Source organism: Micromonospora aurantiaca ATCC 27029, assembly GCF_000145235.1.
Taxonomy (GTDB): Bacteria; Actinomycetota; Actinomycetes; order Mycobacteriales; family Micromonosporaceae; genus Micromonospora; species Micromonospora aurantiaca.
The window spans coordinates 2,316,748-2,334,231 of record NC_014391.1 but is presented as its reverse complement, the minus strand read 5'-3'; the positions used below and the strand labels follow the sequence as shown (position 1 = coordinate 2,334,231).

Below are 17,484 nucleotides of genomic sequence, written 5' to 3'. Positions count from 1 at the left end.
GGGCTACTCCTCGACGACGTCGGCGATCACGACGGTGATGTTGTCCGGGCCGCCGGCCCGCAGCGCCAGGTCGATCAGCCGGGCCGCGCAGGCGTCGCGTTCCGGCTGCTCGCTGAGCACCTCGGTGAGCGTGTCCGCGCGGACCACGTTGGAGAGGCCGTCGCTGCACAGCAGCCAGCGGTCACCGGCCCGGGGCACCATCGTGGCGTACGACGGGGAGACCTCGTCGCCCTGCAACGCCTGGGTCACCACCGCGCGGCGGGGGTGGCTGCTGGCCTGCTCGGCGGTGATGACGCCCTGGTCGACGAGCATCTGCACGAACGTGTCGTCCCGGGTGACCTGCTTGAGCACGCCCTCGCGGTACAGGTAGGCCCGGGAGTCGCCGACGTGCGCCAGCGCGAGGCAGCTGCCGGTGCGGGCGAACAGCAGCGCGGTGAGCGTGGTGCCCATGCCCTGGCGTTCCGGGTCCTCCTCGACGGCCTGCCGGATCTGCGCGGTGGCCAGCTCGATCCCGCCCTGGAGCGCGGCGACGAGCGCGTCCTCCGGCGTCTCCACGTCCAGCGGGGCGATCGCGTCGATGGCGATGCGGCTGGCCAGGTCGCCGGCCGCCATGCCGCCCATGCCGTCGGCGACCGCGACCAGCCAGGCGCCCGCGTGCTGCGCGTCCTGGTTACCGCTGCGGATCAGCCCACGGTCGCTCGCTCCGACGGAACGAAGCTTCAGGGTCATGGGTCGCAGCCTGCCAGGTCGAGGGCTCGGATGTCTCTAGGAGATCACTGACATCGTACGTGGCGCGCCGAATCCCACCGCGCGCGGGCGCGCGGCGCTCATCGGGCCGGATCGATTGACAGCGGCGGAACGCGATGGAAACATCGGGCTGATATTGGGAGCGCTCCCAGCTCCTGGCCTCCCCCACCACCCCCGAGCACGGAAGGAACCTCCGTGACCCGATCCCGTCGTCGGCTCGCCGCACTCGCGGCCACCACGCTGGCGCTCACCGGCCTCACCGCCGGCCCGGCGAGCGCCGAGGTGCCGCCGGACGCCCCCGAACAACTCCGCAACGGCGACTTCAGCGCCGGTGTCTCACCCTGGTTCTCGTACGGCACCGGCGACCTCGCGGTCGTCGACGGCCGTCTCTGCACCTCCGTCGCGGCGGGCACCGCCAACCCGTGGGACGCCGGCATCGGCCAGGACGCGGTGCCGCTGACCCAGGGTGCCGAGTACGAGCTGTCCTTCGACGTCTCCGCGACCCCCGGCGCGGCCGTCAAGGCGGTGCTCCAGCTCGGCAGCGCCCCCTACACCACGTACGCGAGCGTCGACGCGACCGCAACCGGCACCGCGAAGCGCGTCACCACCACGTTCACCTCGCCGGCCGACAACCCCACCGCCCAGCTGATCTTCCAGGTCGGCGGCAGCGCCCAGGCGCAGACGTTCTGCCTGGACAACGTGTCGCTGCGCGGCGGGGAGCCGGCGCCGCCGTACGAGCCGGACACCGGCCCCCGGGTCCGGGTCAACCAGGTCGGCTACCTGCCCGGCGGGCCGAAGCACGCGACTGTGGTCACCGAGGCCACCGAGGCGCTGCCCTGGCAGCTCAAGTCCGCCGGCGGCGCGGTGGTCGCCAGCGGGCGGACCACGCCGCGCGGCACCGACGCGGCCTCCGCGCAGAACGTGCAGACGGCCGACTTCTCCGCGTACCGCACTCCGGGCACCGGCTACACGTTGACCGTCGACGGCGAGACCAGCCACCCGTTCGACATCTCCGGCGCGCTCTACGACCGGCTGCGCGCCGACTCGCTCCAGTTCTTCTACGCCCAGCGCAGCGGCATCGAGATCGACGGCGACCTGATCGGCGAGGAGTACGCCCGCCCGGCCGGCCACCTCGGCGTCGCGCCCAACCAGGGCGACACCGACGTGCCGTGCCAGGCCGGCGTCTGCGACTACTCGCTGGACGTGCGCGGCGGCTGGTACGACGCGGGTGACCACGGCAAGTACGTCGTCAACGGCGGCATCGCCGCCTACCAGCTCCTGAGCACGTTCGAGCGGACCAAGACGGCCGAGACCGCCGGCGGCGGCGCCGCACTGGGCGACTCCACGCTGCGGCTGCCCGAGCGCGGCAACGACGTGCCGGACGTGCTCGACGAGGCCCGCTGGGAGCTGGAGTTCCTGCTGCGCATGCAGGTGCCGGCGGGTGAGCAACTGGCCGGGATGGTCCACCACAAGATCCACGACCGGAACTGGACCGGCCTGCCGCTGCAGCCCCAGGACGACCCGCAGCCGCGTGAGCTGCACGCGCCGTCCACAGCCGCCACGCTGAACCTGGCCGCCGTCGCGGCGCAGTGCCAGCGGCTGTACGCCCCGTACGACGCCGCGTTCGCCGCGCGCTGCGGCACCGCCGCGAAGACCGCGTACGCGGCGGCCAAGGCGCACCCGGCGATCTACGCCTCGGCCAGCGACGGCACCGGCGGCGGCGCGTACGACGACACCAACGTCACCGACGAGTTCTACTGGGCCGCCGTCGAGCTGTGGCTGACCACCGGCGACAAGGCGTACCTGGCCGACGTCACCGGCTCGCCGCTGCACACCGCCGACGTGTTCGCCCCGAACGGCGCGTTCGGCTGGCAGAGCGTCGCCGCGCTGGGCCGCCTCGACCTGGCGACCGTGCCGAACACGCTGCCCGCCGCGGAGAAGACCCGCATCCGCGAGTCGATCACCGCCGCCGCCGACAGCTACCTGGCCACGATCGCCGGCCAGGCGTACGGGCTGCCGTTCCCGGGCAGCGCCGACGCGTACGTCTGGGGCAGCAACAGCAACCTGGTGAACAACGCCATCGTGCTCGCCACCGCGTTCGACCTGAGCCGGGACGCGAAGTACCGGGACGGCGCGGTGCAGGCCGCGGACTACCTGTTCGGCCGCAACGCGCTGAACATGTCGTACGTGACCGGGTGGGGTGAGCAGCACGCCCGCAACCAGCACAGCCGGATCTTCGGCCACCAGCTGAACCCGGACCTGCCGCGCCCGCCGGCCGGTTCGCTCGCCGGTGGTCCGAACGCCGCGCTCCAGGACCCGTTCGCGGCGAACCTGCTCGCCGGGTGCGCGCCGATGTTCTGCTACGTCGACGACATCAACTCGTACGCGACGAACGAGGTGGCGATCAACTGGAACTCGGCGCTGGCGTGGCTCGCGTCGTTCCTGGCCGACCAGGGTGACGCGGGCGCGGTGCCGGCGCCGTCCTGCGCGGTCACCTACACCACGCACGGGAGCTGGCCGTCCGGCTTCACCACCCAGGTGACGGTGCGCAACACCGGCACGACGGCGGTGAACGGGTGGAGCCTGCGCTGGGCCTTCCTCGGCGACCAGAAGGTGGGCCACGCGTGGTCGGCGCAGCTCGGCCAGAGCGGCGCCACTGTCACCGCGAAGAACCTGTCCTGGAACGCGAAGCTGGCACCGGGCGCGTCCACCACGTTCGGCTTCAACGGGACCGCCTCCCGGTCTCCCAACCCGGATCCGGGGCTTGTCACGCTGAACGGAAAGGCCTGCACGGTCTCCTGACCGGGATTCGAGCTCCACTCAGGCGCCATCGCAGGACCGGGTACGGTCCTGCGATGGCGTACCTGTTCCTGCTCGGCGCGATCACCGCCGAGGTGATCGGCACCAGCCTGCTCAAGGCCACCGACGGCTTCACCCGGCTCTGGCCCACTGTCGGCCTCGCCGTGGCGTACCTGTCCGCGTTCGGCCTGCTCTCGCTCGCAGTGAAGGACATCCCGGTCGGCGTCGCGTACGCAGTCTGGTCCGGCCTCGGCACCGCCGCCATCATGGCGATCGGCGCGGCGTTCCTCGGTGAGCCGCTGAGCGTGACGAAGGTGGTCGGGGCGGGACTCGTCATCGCCGGGGTGGTGGTGCTCAACCTCGGCGGCGCGCACTGAGCGCGGCCCGGCTCAGGCCGCCCGCCCTGCCGCCCGCATAAGCCGGAGCTGCCCGATCTCGGCCACGTTCTTCATCAGCTCGGCGTTCACCCACGCGGCCAGGTCCGCGACGGTGAGCCCGGCGTCGGCGGGCCAGGGGTACGCGGACGGCCGGTCCAGGCCGGCCTCGGTCAGCCCGTCCAGCGTGTCCGTCCACTCCGACCGCAGCTCCCGCAGCCACGCCACAGTCTCCGCGCCCGGTCCGGGCCAGCGGATGTCGTCGCGCTCCCGCGCCGGCCGCTGCCGCACGTGGTCGGCCGCCACCGACCACCACCAGCCGATGTGCCAGGTCAGCCACGCGATCGTGGGCACCGGGACCGGGTCCGGCTCGGTGTCGGCCCAGTCGGCACGCCACCCGCCGGCCGGGTCCTGGCGCATGGTCCAGCACAGCGCGGCCGGTTCCCAGAGGAAATCACCCGGCTCCAGCCGGTCGAGGTGGTACTCGGCGAGCGCCCAGGTCAGGTCGAACTGCCGGCGCAGCAGGGCGGGCACGGAGGCGGTCACGGAGGCGGGCACCGCGCGATCGTGGCACGGTCCGCGCCCCCGGTCGACCGGTTAACGCGCCCGCCCGGAAGCGGCGTGTCGCGCCGGAACAGAAGGGTTGTCCCTCCGGCATTATGCCTCTCGGTCATATTTATGACTGAGAGGCATAACGCTCGGAAGCTCATCCTTTCCGCGGGGAGCTGCCGGCCGCGATTGACACAGCCACGCCGGGCCGAGCGCCGTTTCGGTGCCGCCACGTCACCGGCCGGCCGAGAATCGGGTGTGAGCGGCAATGCCAGCCGGTAGCCGCCACGCGCTCGCCGACACGGTCCGTCCGATGCTCGGCGACGGCGGTTTCACCGACTGGACCGGACGGCTGCTCGGCGACGCAACATGCCTCCCGAGCCCTCGGGTGTGACAGGGGTCGCCGGTTCCGGGACGCCGCGACAGCTGGCCCACGCTTAGCGTCGATCGCATGGCCCTCGCCGGACGCCGCTGATGGGACGCGTCTCGCCGCTCCCGCCGCCCGGGCCGCTGCGCACCCTCGCGTACGCCACGCTGGTGAACACCGTCGGCGCGGGGCTGTGGCTGGCGGGCGGTGCGCTCTACCTGACCCGGGACGTGGGCCTCTCCGCCACCTCGGTGGGCGCCGGGCTCACAGTCGCGGGGCTGGTCGGGCTGAGCGCCAGCGTGCCGCTGGGCGCGCTGGCCGACAGATGGGATCCGCGTACGCTCCGGGCCGTCCTCCAGGTGGGTCAGGCGGTCGCCGCGCTGGCGTACCTGCTGGTCGGTTCGTTTCCGGCGTTCCTGGCGGTGGCGGTGCCGGAGGCGCTGCTCGCGGCCGGCAACCTGGCGGTACGGGCGGCGCTCGTCGCGGCGGTGGGCGGCCCGGACGGCCGGGTGCACGCGTTCGCGACGCTAAGGGCGGTGGCGAACCTGGGCATCACCGTCGGTACCGCGCTGGCCGGGATCGCGCTCGCCGTGGACACGCACCGGGCGTACCAGGTGCTGATCGTCGGCAACGCGGCCACGTACCTGCTCTCGGCGGCGCTGCTGCTGCGCCTGCCGCCGCAGCCCGTCGCCGCCGCGTGGCCGGCCGGCGCGGCGCACCGGTCAGCCGGCCCACACGGGCCAACCGGTACGCGACGGGGACCGCTGCGGGACGGGCGGTTCCTCGCGGTCAGCGGCGTCTCGGCGGTGCTCAGCACGCACGTGACGGTGCTCGTGCTCGTCGTGCCGCTGTGGACTGTGGACCGGGCCGGCGCGCCGCCACCCGTGGTGTCGGCGGTTCTGCTCGCGAACACGGTCCTCACCGTGCTGCTCGCGGTCCGGCTGAGCCGGGGCGCCGAGCGGGCCGCGCCGGCCGCCCGGAAGCTGCGCCGGGCCGGGCTGGTGCTCGCGGCGGCCACACCGTTGTACGCGGCGACGGCCGTCCTGCCGGTGCTCCCCGCGGTCGTCCTGCTGCTCGTCGCCACTGCGGTGTGGACGGTCGGCGACCTGTGGCACGGCGCGGCCGGCGCGGGCCTCGCCTACGACCTGGCACCGCCCGGCGCGATCGGCGCCTACCAGGGTGCGGACGGCCTGCTCGCCGGGCTGGCCCAGGCGCTCGGCCGAGGGCTGCTCACGCTGCTGGTGCTCGGTGGCGGTCCGGTCGGCTGGCTGGTGCTCGGCGGGATCCTCGCCGCCGCCGGGCTGGCCGCCCCGGCTCTGGCCCGCCGGGCGATCGCGAACCGGCCGGCGCCGGAGGCACGGGCCGCCGGTGTGCCCGGGTGAGCCGCGTGTAGCAGCATGGCGGGATGACCGACCAGCAGAGCATCACCATCCGTCCGGGTGGGCCCGGCGACGCGCCCACGCTGCTGCGGCTGCTCGACAGCGCCACCGCATGGCTGACCGAACTCGGGCGTACCGACCAGTGGGGCACCGAGCCGGCGTCGATCGACCCGCGCCGCGTCGCCCAGGCCGAGGCGTGGGCCGCCGGCGACGGCCTGTACCTCGCCGAGATCGACGGGACGGTGGCGGGCGCGCTGGTGGTGGGCGCGGCGACCGAGTACGTGCCGCCCGCCACCGAGCCGGAGCTGTACGTGAACCTGCTGGTCACCGACCGGGCGTACGCCGGGCGCGGGGTCGGGGCGCGGTTGCTGGCGTACGCGGCGGAGCTGGCCCGCGAGCGCGGCGTCGGCCTGCTGCGGGTGGACTGCTTCCGCAGCCCCGACCGGGCGCTCGTGCGGTTCTACGAGAGCTGCGGGTTCACCGCCACCGAGCCGTTCACGGTGGAGCGGCCGGGCCGCCCGACGTGGACCGGGCAGGTGCTGGAGCGCCGGGTCGGCTGAGTCAGCCGATCTCCTCGTCCACGAAGCACCAGCGCCACGACTCCCCCGGCTGGACCGACCGCATCACCGGGTGGCCGCTCGACTCGAAGTGCTTCGTGGCGTGCTGGTACGGCGAGGAGTCGCAACAGCCCACGTGCCCGCAGGTCAGGCAGGCGCGCAGATGCACCCAGTCCGGGTTGCCGATCGCCACGCAGTCCGGGCACTCGGTGGTGGTGTCGGGCTCGGCCGTGCCCGCCTCGGCCAGGTGCCGGCAGCTCATTCGACGACCTCCTGTCGCAGCATGGACTCCTCCAGATCCAGATCACGATAGGCGCGGGTGAGCACCTCCTCCGGGATCTGGCCGGAGTCGCGGGCGGCCCGGAACACCTCCCGCTCCGCGTCGATCATCTCCTGCCGCAGGCGCGCGTACGCCTGGGAGGGGGTTTCCCGTTCGGTGCCGCCGAGCCGTTCCCAGGCCAGGTTGGCCCGGGAGGTGGTCAGCCCACGAAGGCGTTCCACCACCGCCGCCGGCGCGCCGGCGGCCAGTTCGTCGAGCCGTTCCCGGGCCGCCCGGCTGGCCCGCTGCTGCACCCCGGCGGCGGACAGCGCGTCCTGCACCGGGTCGTCCGGGGGCAGCCGCAGCCGCCGGGCCACCCAGGGCAGCGTGGCGCCCTGCCCGACGAGCGTCGCGACGATCACCGCGAAGGCCAGCCAGATGAGCAGCGCACGCGGGTACGGCGCGTCGTCGGCCAGTGTGAGCGGCAGGCCCAGCGCGGCGGCGAGCGTCACCACGCCCCGCATGCCGGCCCAGCCGATGACGACGGGGAACTGCACCGGCGGCGCCGGGTCGCGCTGCCGGATCCGGGGCACCAGCCGGGCCAGGTAGGTGGCCGGGAACACCCAGACGAACCGGGACAGGAAGACGGCGGCCAGCACCGCGGCGGTGATCGCGGCCAGCGAGCCGAACGGTTCGTCGAGGTCGCGGACCACCTCCGGCAGTTGCAGGCCGACCAGCAGGAACACCAGTCCTTCGAGGAGGAACCGGATCAGCCGCCAGAACGCGGTCACCTGGAGCCGGGAGGCGGCCGACAGCAGCGTGGGCAGCTTGTGCCCGATGCCGAGGCCGGTCACCACCACCGCGACGACGCCGGAGGCGTGGATCTCCTCGGCGGCGAAGACCACGGCGAACGGCACGATCAGCGACAGCGCGTTGTCCAGCACCGGGTCGGTGATGCGCTTGTGCAGGTACCCGAAGACCACCACGCCCAGCAGGCCGACCAGGATGCCGCCGCCGGCCGCGACGACCACCTCGCGGGCCACGTCGCCGACGCCGACGCCGCCGGTGGTGGCGGTCGCGGCGACGATCGCCACCCGCAGCAGCACCAGCGCGGTGGCGTCGTTGACCAGGCTCTCGCCCTCCAGGATGGTGACGACCCGCCGGGGCAGGCCGACCCGCCGGGCCACCGCGGTGGCGGCGACCGCGTCCGGCGGCGCCACCACCGCGCCGAGCGCCAGGCAGATCGCGTACGGCAGCTCGGGCAGGAACCAGTGCACGACGGTGCCCACCACGAACGCGGTGAAGACGACCAGTCCGACGGCGAGCAGCAGGATCGGCCGCAGGTCGAGCCGGAACGCCGGCACCGACGTCTCCAGCGCCGCCACGTAGAGCAGCGGCGGCAGGATGCCCACCAGCACCAGGTCCGGGTCCAGCCGCACGTGCGGGAAGAACGGCAGGAAGGACAACGCGAGGCCGAGCACGACCAGCAGGATCGGCGCGAGCAGGCCGAGCCGGCGGGCCAGCGCCGCACCGAAGGTCGCGATGGCCAGGAAGACCACGACCTCGAACAGAGCATCCACGAACGACGAGCCTAAGCGCCGACGGGGTGATGTGTGATCAGGCGGCGGAGCGCAGCTTCGGCAGCACCTCGGCGCCGAACGTGTCGATGAACGCGCGCTGCTCCTGCCCGACGTGGTGCAGCGCGATCTGGTCGAAGCCCAGCGCCACGTACTCCTCCAGCCAGCCGATGTGCCGGCCCAGGTCGGCGGAGACGTTCACGGTCTCGGCGACCTTGGACATCGGCACGTCGGCGCTCGCCACGTCGAAGTGCTCGGGGGTCTCCAGGTCCCAGCAGACCGGCGGCGCGAACACGTTGCTGCGCCACTGCTCGTACGCGATCGCCTCGGCCTGCTCCTGCTCGGGCGCCCAGCTCACGTGCACCTGGAGGTGCAGCGGGCCGCGTCCGCCCGCGTCCCGGTAGGCGTCGATCATCTGCCGCAGGTGCTCGACCGGCGCGTTGACGGTGATCAGCCCGTCGGCCCACTCGGCGCACCAGCGCGCGGTGGCGATGCTCACGGCGGCGCCGACCAGTGCGGGCGGCTCCTCCGGCCGGGTCCACAGCTTCGCCCGGTCCACCGTGACGAGGCCGTCGTGGCTGACCTCCTCGCCTGCGAGCAGCGCCCGGATCACGTCGACGCACTCGCGCAGCCGGGCGCTGCGGATGTCCTTGCGCGGCCAGGCCTCGCCGGTGATGTGCTCGTTCGCCGCCTCGCCGGTGCCCAGCGCGGCCCAGAACCGGCCCGGGTACATGGCGCCGAGCGTGCCGATGGCCTGCGCGATGATCGCCGGGTGGTAGCGCTGGCCGGGGGCGTTCACCACGCCGAAGGACAGGTTCGTGGCCTGGAGCGCGGCACCGAGCCAGGACCAGGCGAACCCGGACTGGCCCTGTCGCTCGCTCCACGGCGAGAAGTGGTCGGAGCACATGGCCGCGTCGAAGCCGGCGCGTTCGGCGTGGATCACCGCCTCCAGCAGCCGGGCCGGGTGGATCTGCTCGTGGGATGCGTGGAAGCCGAACGCCGTCATGGTCGCCACTCCTACCCGTGACGGCGTCCGGCCAATCGCGTCTACTCGGAGTGCGCCCCGGCGCCCGCGCCGGCCTCGCCCTCGCCGATCCACACGGTCTTGGTGTTGCAGAACTCGCGCATGCCGGCGGCGGACAGCTCGCGGCCGTACCCGGAGTTCTTCACACCACCGAACGGCAGCTCCGGATAGGACGTGGTCATGCCGTTGACGAACACGTTGCCGGCGTCCAGGTCGACGGCGAAGCGCTCCTGCTCGGCCGGGTCGTTCGTCCAGGCGTTGGAGCCGAGGCCGAAGCTGGTGCCGTTGGCGACCTCGATCGCCTCGTCGTACGAGCCGACCCGGTAGAGCCCGGCGACCGGCCCGAACACCTCCTCGGCCCACATGCGCATCTCCGGGCGCAGGTCGGTGACCACCGTCGGCGGGTAGTACCAGCCGTCCCCGGCCGGCTTCTCGCCGCCGCAGAGCACAGTCGCGCCCTGGTCCACCGCGTCGGTGACCTGGGCGTGCACCTCGTCGCGACCGCGTTCGCTGGCCAGCGGGCCGACGTCGGTGCCGTCGTCCATCGGGTCGCCGACGCGCAGCGCCGCCATCCGTGCGGCGAACTTCTCGGCGAACGCGTCGAACACGTCGGTGTGCACGATGAACCGCTTCGCGGCGATGCAGGACTGCCCGTTGTTCTGGCAGCGGGCGGTGGTGGCGACCTCGGCTGCGGTGTCCAGGTCGGCCGAGGGCATCACCACGAACGGGTCGCTGCCGCCCAGCTCCAGCACCGTCTTCTTGATCTCCCGGCCGGCGATCTGGGCGATGGACCGGCCGGCCGGCTCGCTGCCGGTGAGCGTGGCGGCGCGCACGCGGGGGTCGCTGAGGATCCGGTCGACCGCGTCGGAGCCGACCAGCAGCGTGGTGAACGCGCCCTCGGGGAAACCGGCCCGGCGGAACAGGTCCTCCAGGTAGAGCGCGGTCTGCGGCACGTTCGAGGCGTGCTTGAGCAGGCCGGTGTTGCCCGCCATCAGGGCCGGGGCGGCGAACCGCATCACCTGCCACAGCGGAAAGTTCCACGGCATCACCGCGAGCACCGGACCGATCGGCTGGTAACGCACGTACGCCCGCTTCGCCTTGACCGCGGCGGCGTCGGCCGGCTCGTCCGCGAGCATCCGGGGCGCGTTCCCGGCGTAGAAGCGGCAGGCGGTGGCGCACTTGGTGACCTCCGCCTTCGCGGCGGCGTACGTCTTGCCCATCTCGGTGGTCATCAGCCGGGCCGTCTCGTCGCGCTCGGCGTCGAGCAGGTCGGCGGCGGCGAGGAGCCACCGGGCCCGCTGCGCGATCGTGGTGCCGCGCAACTGCCGGAAGGCGAGGTCGGCCCGCTCGATCGCGGCGTCGATCTGCTCGTCCGACATCGCCTCGTACGTCTTGAGCACCTGTCCGGTGGCGGGATTGGTGGTGGCGATGGGCATGTCGTACTCCTGTCACTCGAACAGCGAGTGCCGCACGCCCGGCTCCTCCCGGCGGCGCGCGGCGCGGCGGCGCTGGATCACGACCAGGTCGACCACCGCCACCACGGCGAGCAGCGCGCAGACGACACCCAGCCAGGCGATGTCCGCGGCGAACGCGAGCACCGCGAAGACGGTCATCACGACCAGACCGAACGTGGCGAGCGCGAGCCGCAGGTTCAGGGCGCTGTTCGCGTGGCCGACCGTGCCGCGGGCACGGCGGGGCTGTGATCGGGTCATTCCTGGGGCCTACCCCGGCACGGGCGGGGATAACCGGCCGGTGCGGGAACACCGGTGATCCGGGACACCCGGCGGGCAGGCGCCGGATGCGGCCGGCAGGCGGGTGCGTTACATCGGTCTGCCGGTTCCGGCGGAGATCCCGCGGAACGGTGGAGAGGATGGCATGACCACGACTCAGGCCGTACCCGTGACCGTCGCCGTGTCCCGGCGCGCCGACCCGGCGCGTACCGACGAGGTGGTGGCGTGGATGCGGGCCGGGACGGCGCTCGCGGAGAGCTTCCCGGGCTTCCTCGGCGCCGGTTTCGTCCGCAGCGCCCCCGGTTCCGGCGAGTGGCACGTGATGTACCGCTTCGCCGACGCGGACACCCTGCGCGACTGGGAGGACTCGCCGCAGCGGCGCTGGTGGCTCAGCTCGGCGCAGGGCATCGTCGAGCACACCCGGGTGGAGCGGCGCACCGGCATCGAGGGCTGGTTCGCCCCGCCGGTGGACCACGTGGTCGAGACGTTCGGCGAGCCGGAACCGGCCGCGCCGCCGCGCTGGAAGCAGGCGGTCACGATCTGGCTGGCGTTCTTCCCGCTCAGCCTGGCCGCCACGCTGCTGACCACCCGGTTCCTCGCCGGCGTGCCACTGGCCGGGCGGACGCTGCTGATGACGCTCGTGCTCACCCCGCTGATGACCTACCTGGTGCTGCCCCGGATCACCCGGGCGCTGCACCGGTGGCTGCACGGCCGGCCTGCGCCGACACGACAGATGTGAACGACAGTGGTCGATGCCCGATAGCCGACAGAACCGCCACCGGCTCTCCGCCGGGGCATAGGGTCGACGCGCCCGTTGCCGCCGCCGGACGGGGGACCGATGAGACGCTGGATCGCCGCGCTGGCCTGCCTGGCGGCGCTCGTCGCGCTCGCCTGTGACGGCTCCGGCGAGGCGTCACCCCGGCCCTCCGGCACACCCGCCCCCGGCGAACCCCGGGCGCTGGTCGCGCTCGGCGACTCGGTCAGCACCGGCTACGGCTCCTGCCTGGTGCTGGTGAGCTGCGAACGCAACTCCTGGTCAACGGGGGACGGCCTGCGGGTGGAGAGCCTCTACCGGCGGCTGCGCGCCGACGCGCCGGGGCTGCGGGCGTACAACCGGGCCGTGCCCGGGGCCCGCGCGGCCGCGCTGACCGGCCAGGCCCGGTCGGCGGTACGCGACAGGGCCGACCTGGTCACCGTGCTGATCGGCGCGAACGACGCCTGCCGGGGCGACGTCGACGACATGACGTCGGTCGCGAACTTCCGCGACCAGGTCGACGCGGCGCTGGGCGTGCTGCGCGAGGGCCGGCCGAAGGCCCGGGTGCTGGTGGTCAGCATCCCGGACCTGTACCGGCTCTGGCAGATCGGGCACACCGAGCCCCGCGCCGTGCGGGCCTGGTCGCGGGGCGTCTGCCCGTCGCTGCTCGCCGACGCCACGTCGACAGCGCCCGCCGCTGCCGCCCGCCGGGCCCGCGTCAGGGACCGGATCGAGGCGTACGACGGGCAACTGCGCGCCGCCTGCCGGGCGTACGGGTCACGCTGCCGGTGGGACGGCGGCGCGGTGCACCGCCATCGCTTCGACCTGGACCAGGTCAACGCGCTCGACTGGTTCCACCCGAACGCGACCGGGCAGGGCCGGCTGGCCGAGGTGGCCTGGAACGCCTCCGGCTGGTCAGGGCTGGCGCGGGCCCGGTAGCTGCCGGGGGCCGGCGGCGCGGTAGAGGGCGCGCGTACGGTCGGCCAGTTCCTTGGTGGCCGACGAGTTGGCCCAGGTGCCGAGCACGATCGCCGCGCCCGGCACGACCTTGGCGAACATCCGCTTGGCGGCACGCACCCCGGCCATCCGGGCCAGCCGGACCCCGAGCTGGAGCATCACCCGGCCCAGCGCCCGGTCACCGGCGGAGCCGAACAGCGCACCGGCCCGCTCCCGGCCGGCGGCCACGCCCAGCGCGAGACGGGCCGTCTCGGCGACCTTGTGCACCCGCTGGAGCACCAGCAGGTCGGTGGCCCGGTCCGGGTGCGCCGGGTCGACGCCGTAGGCGGCCGCGACGTGCAGCACCAGCCGGGCCTGGGTCCAGGCCAGCACGCCGACGTCGATCACCGCGCCGGGCAGCCCGGCCGCGCCGGACACCGCACCGGAGAGCCGGGCGTGGTTGACGAACTTGCGTACCGCCTGGTCGGCCAAGTGCTCCGGCGGGGCGTCCGGTCGCAGCGCCCGCTCCCGGGCGGCCCACTGGGCGGCCTCCGGGCCGAGCCGGCGTACCGCCTCCAGGGCCAGGTGCTCCGGCGCGTACTGCGGGTCGTCCCGCATCCGGTCCCACAGCTTGGCCGGTGGTGCCTCGGGCGCCTCCACCGGCGGGACGGGGGCGGCGGGGACGGCGTTGGGCTCCCCGTCGACGGGGGCGGGGTCGGTCACGAAGGGCTCCGGAGGCTCGTGCGGCGGGGGTGACGCGGGTCAGCGCCGGCGCGACTGCAGCCGGTTCGCGATCTGCCGCAGCCGGGCCTGGTTCTCCGGCTTCGACATCTCACGCCGGCCGCGGTCGACCAACTGCTGGCCCCGCGGCGACCGCAGGAAGGCGGTGATCCGTTGCATCAGCGACATGAGGGTCCTCCCGTCCTGCGGTCCCCTTCATGTGTACCTGGGACCGGCAAGCCCTTGATACCCGAATCGGCCCTTCGGCAACCACCCGTCCGGGTCAGCCCAGGATCTCGGCCACCACTTCGCCGGCGCGCCACTCGTGCTGGGCGTACGCGTCCGGGAACGCCGAGATCTGCACGGCCTGGGCGGCCACGGAGAGCGGCAGGCTCTGCCAGCCGGGGATCTCCGCCAGCGCGGACAGGAACGCCTTCGTCGCGTACTCCGGGTCCATTAGCTGCTCGACGGTGCCCCAGCCGCTGCTCGGGCGCTGCTGGAACAGCCCGACCGAGTCGTGGTCCCAGCCGATGGCCTGGTGCGGGTAGCTCTGCGACTCGGGCAGCACGCCGCTGGCGTAGTTGAGCAGGGTGCTCTCCTGCATGGCGGTCGCCACCGCGATGACGAGGGCGCGGCGCGGCATGCCCATCTCCTTGCCGGCCTGCACGATCTTCTTCGCGTTGTTCATCTGGGTGCGGTCCAGGCCGGCGACCGGGACGATCTGCCGGACGGTCTTCTTCGGCTTGGGCTTGGCGGTCGCCTTCGGGCTCGCCGTCGCGGACGGGCTGGCGCTGGCGCTGGGGGCGGCGGGGGCGGTGCTCGGCCGGGCCATGGCCCGGGACGCCGGGTCGACCGCGGCACGCTCGGCGACCTCCGCCGAGGGCGCCGGGTCGGCGGCGCGGTCCGGGGCACCGAAGCCGGCCTGGCTGACGCCGACCAGGCCCAGGCAGCAGGCCGCGCCGGTGGCGACCGCCAGCTTCGTCCGGCCGGGCCGGGGGTTCGTGGGTGCCCAGAAGCGGGTACGCCGGACCAGTCCCCGGAGTGTGGCCAACCGATTGGTGGAGGGGGTATCGTCCGAACGGTCAGCCGGGCGGCCGGAGCCGAACGGGTCGTCGAGGTTGCCGTCGTTACGCATCCGACGAGGCTAGGCAGGGCAAACCGGGATCACCCAGGCCCAAAGGGTGGCCCTCGCCACACTTTGGCCGTTCCGAAGCGGACGGCCCATCCCAGTGCGGCCCGGCGGACCACGGACCTCGGGAACCGGACCAATCACCCGGCCTGCAACCCGCGCAGCGGCCCGGGCAGGAACGCCGCAGACCTCCCGGTCCTGCCCGATGATCGACTAACTCGTCCGTTCGGACGATCCGGATATGGGTCGCCGGACCGGGGCGTAGCCGAATCGTGATCATCATCCGGGCATCGGACGTGGCCGTAACGGAATGGACCACCCGCCCCGGTACGTTGGCCGAACCGGGGACGCCGCACGCTCGGCGCTCCCCCGTACGCGTCGACAGGGAGGACCCACCGGTGCTCGATCCACACGAGCTCTACGAACTCACCGACGAGCTGCCCGAGCTCGGCCAGCCGGTGCTGATCCAGGCGCTCACCGGCTTCGTCGACGCCGGCAACGCCACCCGGCTGGCCCGGGAACAGCTGCTCACCTCGCTCGACGCCCGGGTCATCGCCCGCTTCGACGTGGACCAGATCTTCGACTACCGCTCCCGCCGCCCGGTGATGACCTTCGTCGAGGACCACTGGGAGTCCTACGACGCCCCGGCGCTGGAGCTGCACCTGCTGCACGACGACGACGAGACCCCGTTCCTGCTGCTCACCGGCCCCGAGCCGGATCTCCAGTGGGAGCGTTTCGTGGCCGCCGTCGCCGGGCTCAGCGCCCGCCTCGACGTCCGGCTCACAGTCGGGCTCAACTCGATCCCGATGGCGGTGCCGCACACCCGGCCCAGCGGCGTCACCGCGCACGCCACCCGCAAGGAACTGATCGCCGGGCACGAGCCGTGGCTGCAGAAGGTGCAGGTGCCGGCCGGAGTCGGCCACCTGCTGGAGTACCGCCTCGGCGAGCAGGGGCGCGACGCCCTCGGCTTCGCCGCGCACGTGCCGCACTACGTGGCCCAGGCCGAGTACCCGGCCGCCGCCGAGGCACTGCTGTCCGCCGTGTCCCGCAGCACCGGCCTGCTGCTGCCCGTCGAGGCGCTGCGGACCGCCGCCGAGGCGGTCCGGGTGGAGATCGACCGCCAGGTCACCCAGACCGAGGAGGCGGCGACGCTGGTCCAGGCACTGGAGGAGCAGTACGACACGTTCGCCCGCGGCCGGGGCGAGAAGAGCCTGCTCGCCGGCGAGACCGGGCCGCTGCCCACCGCCGACGAACTCGGCGCCGAGCTGGAACGCTTCCTCGCCGAGCAGACCCGACCCGGCGACACCCCGGAGCGCTGACCGGGCGGGGCGGGCGGGGATGCGGCAGGCTGGGGGCATGCGCCTGGCGACCTGGAACGTCAACTCGGTGAAGGCCCGCCTGCCCCGGCTGCTCGACTGGCTGGCCACCACGAAGCCCGACGTCGTGTGCCTGCAGGAGACCAAGTGCCCCGACGGGGCGTTCCCGGTCGCCGAGGTGGGCGAGCTGGGCTACGAGGTGGCCAGCCACAGCGACGGGCGGTGGAACGGCGTCGCCGTGCTGTCCCGGGTCGGGCTGGCCGACGTGACTGTCGGCTTCCCGGGCGAGCCCGGGTTCCCCGAGCCCGAGGCCCGCGCCATCTCGGCCACCTGCGACGAGCTGCGGGTCTGGTCGGTGTACGTGCCGAACGGCCGCGCGCCGGACGACCCGCACTACGCGTACAAGCTGGCCTGGTTCGCGGCGCTGCGCGACGCCCTCGAACCGGAGGTGGCCGGCGCGCTGCCGGTGGCCGTCTGCGGTGACTTCAACGTGGCGCCCACCGACGCCGACGTCTGGGATCCCGCGCTGTTCGTCACCTCCACCCACGTCACCCCGGCCGAGCGGGCCGCGCTGGCCGCGCTGCGTGACCTGGGGCTGAAGGACGTGGTGCCGACGCCCATGAAGGGGCCGCACCCGTTCACGTACTGGGACTACCGGGCCGGGATGTTCCACCAGAACAAGGGCATGCGGATCGACCTGGTGTACGCGAGCGCGTCGTTCGCCCGCGCGGTCCGCTCCGCGTACGTGGACCGGGAGGCCCGCAAGGGCAAGGGCCCCTCCGACCACGCCCCGATCGTGGTCGACGCGGACCTGACACCGGCCGTCGAGACGTTCTGAGCGCGGCGCTCGTTAGGGTGGACACATGGCTGTCGTGAAGATCAACGCGATCGACGTCCCGTCCGGCGTCGGCGAGGAGCTGGAGAAGCGGTTCGCGGCCCGGGCCGGCGCGGTGGAGAACTCCCCCGGTTTCCTCGGCTTCGAGCTGCTGCGCCCGGTCGCCGGGGACACCCGCTACTTCGTGTACACGCGCTGGGAGACCGAGGAGGCGTACCAGGCGTGGGCGCAGGGCCCGTCGCGGGCCGCGCACGCCGAGGGCGGCGAACCCCGCAAGCCCGTCGCCACCGGCGCCACCCTGCTGGAGTTCGAGGTCGTCCAGCAGGTCCCCGCCAAACCCTGACCCGCCCTCCCCCGTCCCACCCGGCCCCCGGCCCTCCCGGCCCCCGGCCCTCCCCGTCGATCATGAAGTTGACGGCGTTCGCGGTCCGA

20 protein-coding genes are annotated in these 17,484 nt (G+C 73.7%); 10 read left to right on the top strand and 10 right to left on the bottom strand.

Features of this window, described 5'->3' with window-relative positions; genetic code table 11:
• Positions 1-3 precede the first annotated feature (3 nt).
• On the bottom strand, positions 4-729 hold the full coding sequence (locus tag MICAU_RS10935) for a PP2C family protein-serine/threonine phosphatase (protein ID WP_013285366.1): 726 nt from the start codon (positions 727-729) through the stop codon (positions 4-6).
• A gap of 213 nt (positions 730-942) precedes the next feature.
• Between MICAU_RS10935 and MICAU_RS10930 the strand changes: the two genes are divergently transcribed.
• Together MICAU_RS10930 and MICAU_RS10925 are read left to right on the top strand one after the other, a co-directional pair.
• The gene (locus tag MICAU_RS10930) at positions 943-3,549 is read left to right on the top strand and encodes a glycoside hydrolase family 9 protein (protein WP_013285365.1); all 2,607 of its coding nucleotides are present in this window, start codon (positions 943-945) and stop codon (positions 3,547-3,549) included.
• A gap of 53 nt (positions 3,550-3,602) precedes the next feature.
• Positions 3,603-3,923, top strand: a complete 321-nt coding sequence (locus MICAU_RS10925) for a DMT family transporter (protein WP_013285364.1) — start codon at positions 3,603-3,605, stop codon at positions 3,921-3,923.
• A 12-nt stretch (positions 3,924-3,935) separates the two neighbouring features.
• Here the strand turns inward: MICAU_RS10925 and MICAU_RS10920 are convergent, their stop codons facing one another.
• Positions 3,936-4,478, bottom strand: coding sequence for a DinB family protein (locus MICAU_RS10920; protein WP_013285363.1), 543 nt, complete (start codon positions 4,476-4,478; stop codon positions 3,936-3,938).
• 259 nt (positions 4,479-4,737) lie between these two features.
• Between MICAU_RS10920 and MICAU_RS33415 the strand changes: the two genes are divergently transcribed.
• From MICAU_RS33415 to MICAU_RS10910, 3 genes are all read left to right on the top strand, one after another.
• Positions 4,738-4,863: a hypothetical protein gene (locus tag MICAU_RS33415; RefSeq protein WP_280512926.1), complete on the top strand. Its 126-nt coding sequence runs from the start codon at positions 4,738-4,740 to the stop codon at positions 4,861-4,863.
• Between the two features lie 80 nt (positions 4,864-4,943).
• Positions 4,944-6,218 (top strand): MFS transporter, encoded by a 1,275-nt coding sequence (locus MICAU_RS10915; RefSeq protein ID WP_013285362.1) that lies wholly within the window; start codon positions 4,944-4,946, stop codon positions 6,216-6,218.
• Between the two features lie 23 nt (positions 6,219-6,241).
• Positions 6,242-6,775 (top strand): GNAT family N-acetyltransferase, encoded by a 534-nt coding sequence (locus MICAU_RS10910; RefSeq protein ID WP_013285361.1) that lies wholly within the window; start codon positions 6,242-6,244, stop codon positions 6,773-6,775.
• A 1-nt stretch (position 6,776) separates the two neighbouring features.
• Here MICAU_RS10910 and MICAU_RS10905 read toward each other — a convergent pair whose 3' ends face one another.
• From MICAU_RS10905 to MICAU_RS10885, 5 genes are read right to left on the bottom strand one after another with little or no spacing between them, the layout of a single operon-like run.
• The gene (locus MICAU_RS10905) at positions 6,777-7,034 is read right to left on the bottom strand and encodes a UBP-type zinc finger domain-containing protein (RefSeq protein WP_013285360.1); all 258 of its coding nucleotides are present in this window, start codon (positions 7,032-7,034) and stop codon (positions 6,777-6,779) included.
• Positions 7,031-8,611 carry a Na+/H+ antiporter gene (locus MICAU_RS10900; protein WP_013285359.1) on the bottom strand — a complete coding sequence of 527 codons (1,581 nt, stop codon included), beginning with the start codon at positions 8,609-8,611 and terminating at the stop codon, positions 7,031-7,033. The genes MICAU_RS10905 and MICAU_RS10900 overlap by 4 nt, the downstream gene beginning before the upstream one ends.
• Positions 8,612-8,648: 37 nt before the next feature.
• Complete coding sequence (locus tag MICAU_RS10895; RefSeq protein ID WP_280512925.1) at positions 8,649-9,623, bottom strand: TIGR03885 family FMN-dependent LLM class oxidoreductase; 975 nt, start codon at positions 9,621-9,623, stop codon at positions 8,649-8,651.
• 32 nt (positions 9,624-9,655) lie between these two features.
• Positions 9,656-11,068, bottom strand: coding sequence for an NADP-dependent succinic semialdehyde dehydrogenase (locus MICAU_RS10890; protein ID WP_013285357.1), 1,413 nt, complete (start codon positions 11,066-11,068; stop codon positions 9,656-9,658).
• A 12-nt stretch (positions 11,069-11,080) separates the two neighbouring features.
• Positions 11,081-11,344, bottom strand: a complete 264-nt coding sequence (locus tag MICAU_RS10885; RefSeq protein ID WP_013285356.1) for a DUF6343 family protein — start codon at positions 11,342-11,344, stop codon at positions 11,081-11,083.
• A gap of 163 nt (positions 11,345-11,507) precedes the next feature.
• Here MICAU_RS10885 and MICAU_RS10880 point away from each other — a divergent pair, with 163 nt between their 5' ends.
• Together MICAU_RS10880 and MICAU_RS10875 are read left to right on the top strand one after the other, a co-directional pair.
• Complete coding sequence (locus MICAU_RS10880) at positions 11,508-12,101, top strand: antibiotic biosynthesis monooxygenase (protein ID WP_013285355.1); 594 nt, start codon at positions 11,508-11,510, stop codon at positions 12,099-12,101.
• A 99-nt stretch (positions 12,102-12,200) separates the two neighbouring features.
• Positions 12,201-13,055 carry a GDSL-type esterase/lipase family protein gene (locus tag MICAU_RS10875; protein ID WP_013285354.1) on the top strand — a complete coding sequence of 285 codons (855 nt, stop codon included), beginning with the start codon at positions 12,201-12,203 and terminating at the stop codon, positions 13,053-13,055.
• Here the strand turns inward: MICAU_RS10875 and MICAU_RS10870 are convergent.
• From MICAU_RS10870 to MICAU_RS10865, 3 genes are all read right to left on the bottom strand, one after another.
• Entirely contained in the window at positions 13,032-13,775 is a 744-nt protein-coding gene (locus MICAU_RS10870) for an EcsC family protein (RefSeq protein ID WP_013285353.1), read from the bottom strand. The genes MICAU_RS10875 and MICAU_RS10870 overlap by 24 nt on opposite strands.
• Positions 13,776-13,814: 39 nt before the next feature.
• Entirely contained in the window at positions 13,815-13,961 is a 147-nt protein-coding gene (locus MICAU_RS32670) for a hypothetical protein (protein WP_013285352.1), read from the bottom strand.
• A gap of 94 nt (positions 13,962-14,055) precedes the next feature.
• On the bottom strand, positions 14,056-14,907 hold the full coding sequence (locus MICAU_RS10865) for a hypothetical protein (protein ID WP_013285351.1): 852 nt from the start codon (positions 14,905-14,907) through the stop codon (positions 14,056-14,058).
• Positions 14,908-15,299: 392 nt separating this feature from the next.
• Between MICAU_RS10865 and MICAU_RS10860 the strand changes: the two genes are divergently transcribed.
• From MICAU_RS10860 to MICAU_RS10850, 3 genes are read left to right on the top strand one after another with little or no spacing between them, the layout of a single operon-like run.
• Positions 15,300-16,220, top strand: a complete 921-nt coding sequence (locus MICAU_RS10860; RefSeq protein ID WP_013285350.1) for a proteasome assembly chaperone family protein — start codon at positions 15,300-15,302, stop codon at positions 16,218-16,220.
• A 37-nt stretch (positions 16,221-16,257) separates the two neighbouring features.
• Positions 16,258-17,055: an exodeoxyribonuclease III gene (locus MICAU_RS10855; RefSeq protein ID WP_013285349.1), complete on the top strand. Its 798-nt coding sequence runs from the start codon at positions 16,258-16,260 to the stop codon at positions 17,053-17,055.
• A gap of 25 nt (positions 17,056-17,080) precedes the next feature.
• Entirely contained in the window at positions 17,081-17,395 is a 315-nt protein-coding gene (locus MICAU_RS10850) for an antibiotic biosynthesis monooxygenase family protein (RefSeq protein WP_013285348.1), read from the top strand.
• Positions 17,396-17,484: the final 89 nt, after the last annotated feature.